This is a genomic window from Neobacillus drentensis, assembly GCF_036966985.1.
Taxonomy (GTDB): domain Bacteria; phylum Bacillota; class Bacilli; order Bacillales; family Cytobacillaceae; genus Neobacillus; species Neobacillus drentensis_E.
In genome coordinates, this window is the sequence record NZ_JBALSN010000061.1 from 1 (window position 1) to 7,921 (window position 7,921).

8 protein-coding genes are annotated in these 7,921 nt (G+C 38.5%); all 8 read right to left on the bottom strand.

Annotation, left to right across the window (positions count from 1 at the left end):
- Positions 1-181 precede the first annotated feature (181 nt).
- Positions 182-1,471: a 3-phosphoshikimate 1-carboxyvinyltransferase gene (gene aroA / locus V7659_RS04340; RefSeq protein WP_335538340.1), complete on the bottom strand. Its 1,290-nt coding sequence runs from the start codon at positions 1,469-1,471 to the stop codon at positions 182-184.
- Positions 1,472-1,498: 27 nt separating this feature from the next.
- The gene (locus V7659_RS04345) at positions 1,499-2,605 is read right to left on the bottom strand and encodes a prephenate dehydrogenase (RefSeq protein ID WP_335538342.1); all 1,107 of its coding nucleotides are present in this window, start codon (positions 2,603-2,605) and stop codon (positions 1,499-1,501) included.
- Between the two features lie 34 nt (positions 2,606-2,639).
- Positions 2,640-3,728, bottom strand: a complete 1,089-nt coding sequence (hisC, locus tag V7659_RS04350) for a histidinol-phosphate transaminase (protein ID WP_335538343.1) — start codon at positions 3,726-3,728, stop codon at positions 2,640-2,642.
- Between the two features lie 54 nt (positions 3,729-3,782).
- Positions 3,783-4,157: a chorismate mutase gene (gene aroH, locus V7659_RS04355; protein ID WP_335538345.1), complete on the bottom strand. Its 375-nt coding sequence runs from the start codon at positions 4,155-4,157 to the stop codon at positions 3,783-3,785.
- Positions 4,158-4,172: 15 nt separating this feature from the next.
- On the bottom strand, positions 4,173-5,243 hold the full coding sequence (gene aroB, locus V7659_RS04360; protein WP_335538347.1) for a 3-dehydroquinate synthase: 1,071 nt from the start codon (positions 5,241-5,243) through the stop codon (positions 4,173-4,175).
- A complete protein-coding gene (aroC, locus tag V7659_RS04365; RefSeq protein WP_335538353.1) occupies positions 5,243-6,415 on the bottom strand; it encodes a chorismate synthase in 1,173 nt (390 codons plus the stop codon). Before aroC ends, aroB begins: the two co-directional genes overlap by 1 nt.
- Positions 6,416-6,580: 165 nt before the next feature.
- Positions 6,581-7,027 carry a nucleoside-diphosphate kinase gene (ndk, locus tag V7659_RS04370; RefSeq protein WP_335538349.1) on the bottom strand — a complete coding sequence of 149 codons (447 nt, stop codon included), beginning with the start codon at positions 7,025-7,027 and terminating at the stop codon, positions 6,581-6,583.
- A gap of 100 nt (positions 7,028-7,127) precedes the next feature.
- The coding region (locus V7659_RS04375) for a polyprenyl synthetase family protein (RefSeq protein WP_335538351.1) at positions 7,128-7,921 on the bottom strand (794 nt) is incomplete at its 5' end.

Genomic DNA, 7,921 nt, shown 5'->3' on the forward strand with positions numbered 1-7,921 from the left:
CTGCGGGGTCTCCCCTGCCCCGTACTCCCGCAGGAGTCTTCGTGCCTTCCGCTCCAATCAACAGAGTGTTTTCATAAAGACTTTAAACTCAATAAAAGTCGGTTATAAGGCTATAACAAAATAAAAAAATTGCCGAGAAGAATACTCTTTCTCGACAATCTGGCTGCAATAAAATGCAGCTTTACTTAATAAGACTATTTAAATGGTCAAAGAAGTTCGGATATGAAACGGAAATGGCTTCTGGGTTTTCCAGCTCTGCTTTTTCTTCACAAAGGAGTGCAGCTATGGCCAGCATCATTCCAATTCGATGGTCGCCATGACTTGAGACAGTTCCCCCACTTAATTTGGTTTTCCCATGAATGATCATTCCATCTTCAGTTGCTTCGATTCTGGCACCTAGTGTTTTAAGTTCATGAACAACTGTATCAATTCGATTTGTTTCTTTAACTTTTAATTCCTCGGCATCCTTGATAATTGTTGTACCTTCAGCCTGAGTGGCTAAAAGGGCAATTATTGGGATCTCATCAATTAATTTTGGAATTAAATCTCCTTCAATAACGGTACCTTTGAGACTGGAAGTCTTAATAATAAGATCTCCCATAGGTTCAAATGATGATTCCTCGTTTTGAACTATTTCTAAGTCAGCACCCATTTTTTTCATTACTTCGATAATTCCCGTTCTTGTTGGGTTTAGCCCGACATTTTTCAAGACAACTTCACTTTCAGGAATTATCGCACCTGCAACTAAAAAGAATGCTGCAGACGATATATCCCCAGGAACGTGGACTGTCGTTCCGGTTAGTTTTTGACCGCCATTGACGATAATCATTTGGTTATCCTTGTGGATTTCTCCGCCAAATTTAATGATCATTCTTTCTGTATGATCACGTGTTTCTTCCGGCTCAATAATCACACTTTGTCCTTCTGCTTGCAGCCCAGCAAGAATTAATGCAGATTTAACCTGTGCACTTGCAACCGGAAGTTGATAATTTACAGGTTTTAATTCACCGCCACGAATAGAAATGGGTGTGTAGGAACCGTTGTTACGACCGTCAATTCTTGCACCTAATTCCGATAATGGATTTGTTACCCTCGTCATTGGACGTTTCCCGATTGACTCATCACCAACAAGGGAGGAGAAAAATGGTCTTCCTGCTAATATTCCCATTAATAAACGAATCGTTGTTCCAGAGTTACCAACGTCCAATACTTCATTGGGTTCGGTTAACCCTTCAAATCCTTTTCCAATAATGCGTAGTTGACCATCAGATTCTTCGATGGTCACTCCAAGTTTTCGAAAGCATGAAATCGTGCTTAAGCAGTCTTCCCCAGGCAAGAAATTGGATACTGTGGTTTCGCCGTGCGCAATCGAACCAAACATAACTGACCGATGCGAAATTGATTTATCCCCAGGAATCGTTATTTCTCCGTTTAAGTGTGTTATGTTTGTCTTTAGTTTTAGAGACGTCATGAAAAATCACCTTTTTTATATATCATTTTAAGAACCAATAGATGTAGCAAAACTAGAATAGGAGCCGATACATCGTTCTGCTTTTTGCCGGTCCTCTTCTGTTTGAAAACTAATTACTAAGACACCATTTATATCTTCACGTGTTTCTAAAATTCTAATATTTGTGATACTAATCTCTTCCTTCGCTAAATAACCGGTGATCTCGGAAATCACCCCTGGGTAGTCCGGTACATCAACAAATAAATCATAAAATGCTGGAATCGCACCCTTATCTTTTTGAGGCAGGCCATCACGGAATTGTTTTGCTTGGTGAAAATAGTCATATATTGCCGAACTGTTTTCATCTTCAAGCAGCGTTTTGACATCATTCATCTCTTCTTGCCACTGATTGAGCAGATCAATTAATATCGCACGATTGTGGAGGAGAATATCCTTCCACATCTTCGGACTGCTAGAGGCAATCCGGGTAATATCTCTAAACCCGCCTGCTGCAAGACGTGGAATTAAACTCTCTGCTTCTGCTAACTTTTCAGTTTGGCGAACAATCGAGGCAGCAATGATATGAGGAAAATGACTGACAATCCCGGTAAGATAATCATGATTTTCTGGTGTGATGGTTAAAAACTTGGCTTTGGTCCCAACTAACCATAATTTTATTTGTTCAACCTTTGAATCTTCTATATGCTCCTGCGGTGTTAACAGGTAAAATGCATTTTCAAATAATATTTCTTTTGCAGCAGAAACACCACTTTTATGTGATCCCGCCATTGGATGCCCGCCGATAAACGTAATTCCTCGCTCTTTTAGGCTTTTGGCACCTCCAACAATCTTGCTTTTTGTACTGCCTGTATCTGTTACGATTACCTCTGGATGGAGAGGGAGACCCGCAAGGAACTGGATAATTTCCTCTGTTTCGTTTACAGGTGCAGAAATAATAATTAAATTAGCATCAATTGCACCACTTTGGATATCTTCAGCTATTTCATCAATGACTCCCAGCATTTTTGCTAGTCTTGCCTGTTCACTATTAATATCAAATCCTACAATCGTTGCATCCCCATGTTCCTTTTTTATACAAAGGGCAAGAGAACCTCCAATTAAGCCTAAGCCTATAACAAAAACACGGCCTTTCAATGATAACTCCCCCTAAAAACAAAGCAGAACTGTTTTACTTTTGTGATAAAAATTCTCCTAAAGCATTGAGAACACCCTCATTTTGTTCAGATGATCCCACTGTAATTCTAACCCCAGTAGGAAAACCAAGAGCTTTCCCGGAACGAACAATATAGCCTCTTTGCATTAGATTTTCGAATACCAAATCTCCATCTGTTTTACAATCAATTAAAATAAAATTTGTTTGCGATGGGTAATAATCGAGTTCATACTTCCTACAGAATTCATAGAACTGTTCAAGTCCCTGCCTATTTTTTTCTTTGCAGTTGTTTATAAATTCCTGATCTTTTATGGCTGCAGACGCTGCTAATAACCCTAAAGAATTAACATTAAATGGTTCCCTAGCTGGTTCAAGTGCTTTAATGATTGTCCGATTGGCAACTCCATAGCCAATTCTTAAGGCAGCGAGGCCATATATTTTTGAAAAAGTCCTTAGGACAATTAAATTTTCATACTTTTGAGCTAATTTGATGGAATCATAGTAATCTTCCGCAACAACATATTCATAATAAGCTTCATCTAGCACAATCAGAATATCAGCAGGAACTTTTTCAAGAAAAGTGTTTAATTTAGATTCTGGTATATAGGTACCGGTAGGATTATTAGGACTGCATAGCCAAATGACATTGGTCTGATCATCAATGGCTGCCAACATGGCATCTAAATCATGGTTTCCGTTTACAAGCGGGATTTCCTTACAAACCGCACCTTCAATCACTGCGTTATGCTTATATTGTGAAAAGCTAGGTGTAGCCATAATTGTATTAGCATTCGGATGTAACAGTGCCCTTGAAATGATTTGAATTAAGTTATCTGAGCCATTTCCAAAGATTAATTCCTCTTCGTCAACCTGTAAAAAGGCTGAAAGTGTCTCTCGTAAAGTAGTTGCATAACCATCTGGGTAGATTGCCAAACTTGTTTGATTTGATTGAAGTGCATCCAAGGCCTGAGATGAGCATCCAAAAGGATTTTCATTTGATGCTAGCTTCACTATCTTGTCAAGTTTATATTGCCTTTTCACTGCTTCGATCGATTTCCCTGGTTGATAAGGAGTCAGTTGTAATAACTGCTCTTTCCATCTCATATTTACTCACTCCGTTCGTAATAAGTTATTCTATTACAGCTTTACTGTTTTTACCTATTTTGCTAGACTGCTGCCAAGGTCGGGCCTCAGAACAGTTGCACCTTTTAAGTATACATGAATAATTTCTTCTTGTGGTTTGTTTGTATTCACATGCATCATGACCCGGACACACTTCTTTAACGAATTGGGTACAGGAATTTCCTGCATACACATCACAGGGACATACGTCCACCCCTCAAATTTACGAAGTGCCTTTGCAGGGAATGCTGCATTAACATCGTCGGTTGTTGAAATGAAAATAGATCCAACTTGATCTGGTTGAATATGATTTTCTTCAATTAACCTTACAAAAAGTTCTTCGGTTGCAGAGATGATTTCCTCCTCGGAATTCTGGTCAATCGTAATTGCTCCTCTTACCCCTCTAATCAAAAAAAGACCCCCTTATTAATAACTGTTTAATTGTTCGTATAGTATTGTTTCCGATATTTCCTTAACTGTCGGTTGACCCAATTGTTCAAGTAGAACAAAGCGAATCTCATCCCTAACCGACTTTTTATCCTGCTTCATTTTGTTGATTAATTTTTCATGGGATAGATTTCCCGGGATGTTTGATTCATAACCCAGTCTTTCAATCCAGTTAGTAAATTCTTCAGTATCGAAAGTCAGTCCTAGTAATTGGTTACTAAGCTTTAGGGCATAAATCATTCCTATCATCACTGCTTCCCCGTGCGTAAAGTTCCCATAACCCATCTCCGATTCAATGGCATGCCCTAGCGTGTGGCCAAAATTCAAGTAAGCCCTGATCCCCGTTTCTCTTTCATCTTGACCAACAATTTTACCCTTTACCCTTATACCCTTTATTAAAGATTCAGATAACATCTCTAATGATAAGGTTTGAAGGTCTTGCACATTATCTTTTAACCAATTATAGAAATCGATATCATCAATAAGTGCATGTTTAATAACCTCTGCAAAACCAGAACGAATTTCATGAACTGGTAGTGTTTTAAGGAATGCTAAATCATAAAAAACTGCTTCTGGCTGATGGAAAGCTCCAATCATATTTTTTCCGAGCGGATGATTAATGGCTACCTTCCCGCCAACGGCACTATCATGAGCTAATATAGTAGTTGGCACCTGTATAAATGGAATGCCCCTCATAAAGGATGCTGCAACAAATCCTGACAAATCTCCAACAGCCCCCCCTCCAAAGGAGAGAATGACAGATTTCCGGTCTAGTTTGTTTTCAAGCGCTGTTGAAAGCGCGGCATAAAAAACTTCAAATGTTTTTGCTTTTTCCCCACTAGGAGCAGTAAAAATTACAGGGTTTAACGATTTCAACTCAAACAATAATTTTTCCAGATGAAGCTCTGCAACCGTTTCATCGGTAATAATTAATATTCTAGATAGACCGTCAAAATGGTTCGCCAAAAAAGGGCCAATTTCTTTCCTTACCCCTTCTCCCACATAGACATCATAGTTTTTTGAATCTGTATGGATTTGAATGGTTTCCATTAAAATTCCCTCGCATATTCCCGCTGTCTTTTAATTTCCTCTGCAAAAGTCTCAAACCGGTCACTATAAAATTGTTCAACCAAAGCATTGGCAAGTTCCCAAGCAACCGCATGTTCTGCAACAACAGCTGCAGCAGGTACTGCACAACTGTCTGAACGCTCGACACTTGCTGCAAACGGCTCTTTTGTATCAATATCAACGCTCATTAAAGGTTTATATAATGTCGGGATAGGTTTCATTACCCCTCTGACCACAACCGGCATGCCTGTTGTCATACCACCTTCAAATCCACCAAGACGATTAGACTTCCGGTAATAACCTTTTTCTTGGTCCCATGCAATTTCATCATGAACTTCACTTCCAGGTTTCCTTGCAGCTTCAAAGCCAATGCCAATTTCTACTCCTTTAAAGGCATTAATACTCATAATAGCGGCTGCTAATTTCCCATCCAATTTCCGATCATAATGAACATAACTTCCTACACCTGCTGGCATCCCCGTAGCGATTACTTCTACAACTCCGCCAATCGAATCCCCATTTTTCTTTGCTTCATCAATCGCAGCCATCATATCACTTTCTACGTTAGAGTCTGCACAACGAACAGGGGAGTTTTCTGTCTTTTCTTTCAATTCATTAAATGAAATGGAGCGATCAATATTAGCTTTGATTCCACCTATTTCAACTACATGGGAAACAATTTCAACACCCACCAATGATAAAAGCTTTTTGGCTACGGAACCTGCTGCAACTCTGACGGTTGTCTCACGTGCAGAAGAACGTTCAAGGACATTCCTCATATCTCTGTGTCCATATTTAATGGCACCATTTAAATCGGCATGACCCGGACGAGCACGCGTTACCTTCCGTTTTACCTCATCTTCTTGTCCTTCTTCAAGCGGTTCTGCCCCCATAATCTTTGTCCAATGCTTCCAGTCATTGTTTTGAACTACTAATGCAACGGGTGAGCCGAGAGTATACCCATGACGTACACCAGAAACAATTTGGGCTGTATCCTTTTCAATTTGCATTCTTCTTCCACGTCCATAACCTTTCTGACGTCTGGATAATTCCTCATTTATATCTTCCAATAATAATGGCATACCTGCAGGGAGGCCTTCTATAATCGTTGTTAATTGCGGCCCATGGGATTCTCCTGCTGTTAAATATCTCATTCCCATATTACTTTCCCCCTTCAACTCATTAAAGAATTTTGTATCAATATACCATATACTGCGCAATAAACATAGTATAACTATTCAGAAAAGAGAGAATTAATTTCTCATATAAAAAAAGGCATTTGTATAATTTCTTATACAAATGCCTCTCTTTCATTTCAATTAGTAGATCCATTCGTTTACTAGTTTATTGTACTCTACTACACCAGAATCTTTAAAGAATAAGCCAATTTCACGCTCAGCACTTACAGGTGAATCAGACCCATGGATAACATTTTTTCCAACTGTTAATCCAAAATCACCGCGAATTGTTCCAGGAGCAGCATCCTTTGGATTAGTAGAACCCATCATTTGGCGAGCAGTAGCAATCACATTCTCACCTTGCCAAACCATTGCAAAAACTGGTCCTGAAGTAATAAAATCTACTAATTCTCCGAAGAATGGACGCTCTTTATGTTCACCATAATGCTCTTCGGCTAGTTCATTAGGAATGCTCATTAACTTAGCCCCTACTAGTTGAAAGCCCTTTCTTTCAAAACGTGAAACGATTTCACCAATTAGGTTACGTTGTACACCATCAGGTTTTACCATTAAAAATGTTTTTTCCATGAATTCCACTCCTAAAAAAAATTATTATGTATATTGAATGTTTTTAAGAAAACAATCCATGAAAAATATTATCATTTTTTCGAAAATTTAACAAGTTGATTTAAAATTTTCGTTTTCCAATGAATCTTGCTAAGTCATGAAGGGTTTTTTTTGTTCTATTTGCAGGTAACCCTTCTAATTCTGCCAAAGCTTTTTTAAGGTAAAGATCACTAAGTGCAATTGATTTTTCAATTGCATCTGAGTTTTTAATAATGGTGATGATTTTCTTAATCTCTGAAGGAGACATGGATTCATGTACCTTTTCAATTTCTGCACGTATTCCAGCCTTTTCCATTGCATATAATGCAGGTGCAGTAATATTTCCTTGCAGCAGGTCTCCGCCGGCCGGTTTTCCTAGTTCCTTCTCAGTAGACGTAAAATCTAAAATATCGTCGATAATTTGATAAGACATACCGACGTAGTAACCAAAACGGTATAGTTTTTTATGAACGGATTCTTCTACATCAGCTGCAATTGCTCCTAATTGACAACTTACAGCAATTAATAGAGCAGTCTTTCTCTTAATTCTACGAAGATAATCTCGGAGATTTTGATTAAAACGATATTTATCTTTTATCTGCTGAATTTCTCCTAGTGAAACTTCAACAATGGTATTAGATAATATTTTATGAGCAATTGGATTTCTAATGTTCGTCATTAATTCTATCGCTAGAGCAAAAACAAAGTCACCTGTATACATAGCAATTTTGTTATCCCATTTAGATTTCACGGTTGGCTGCCCACGACGAAGATCCGCATCATCAATCACATCATCATGGACAAGTGATGCCATATGAATTAATTCAAGCGCAACAGCAACATATTTAATTTTATTAATATCATAGTCACCAAACA

Coding starts and splice junctions, on each gene's coding strand:
- aroA (WP_335538340.1), bottom strand. CDS start 1,471: ATGACGTCTCTAAAACTAAAGACAAACATAACACACTTAAACGGAGAA.
- hisC (WP_335538343.1), bottom strand. CDS start 3,728: ATGAGATGGAAAGAGCAGTTATTACAACTGACTCCTTATCAACCAGGG.
- aroB (WP_335538347.1), bottom strand. CDS start 5,243: ATGGAAACCATTCAAATCCATACAGATTCAAAAAACTATGATGTCTAT.
- aroC (WP_335538353.1), bottom strand. CDS start 6,415: ATGAGATATTTAACAGCAGGAGAATCCCATGGGCCGCAATTAACAACG.
- ndk (WP_335538349.1), bottom strand. CDS start 7,027: ATGGAAAAAACATTTTTAATGGTAAAACCTGATGGTGTACAACGTAAC.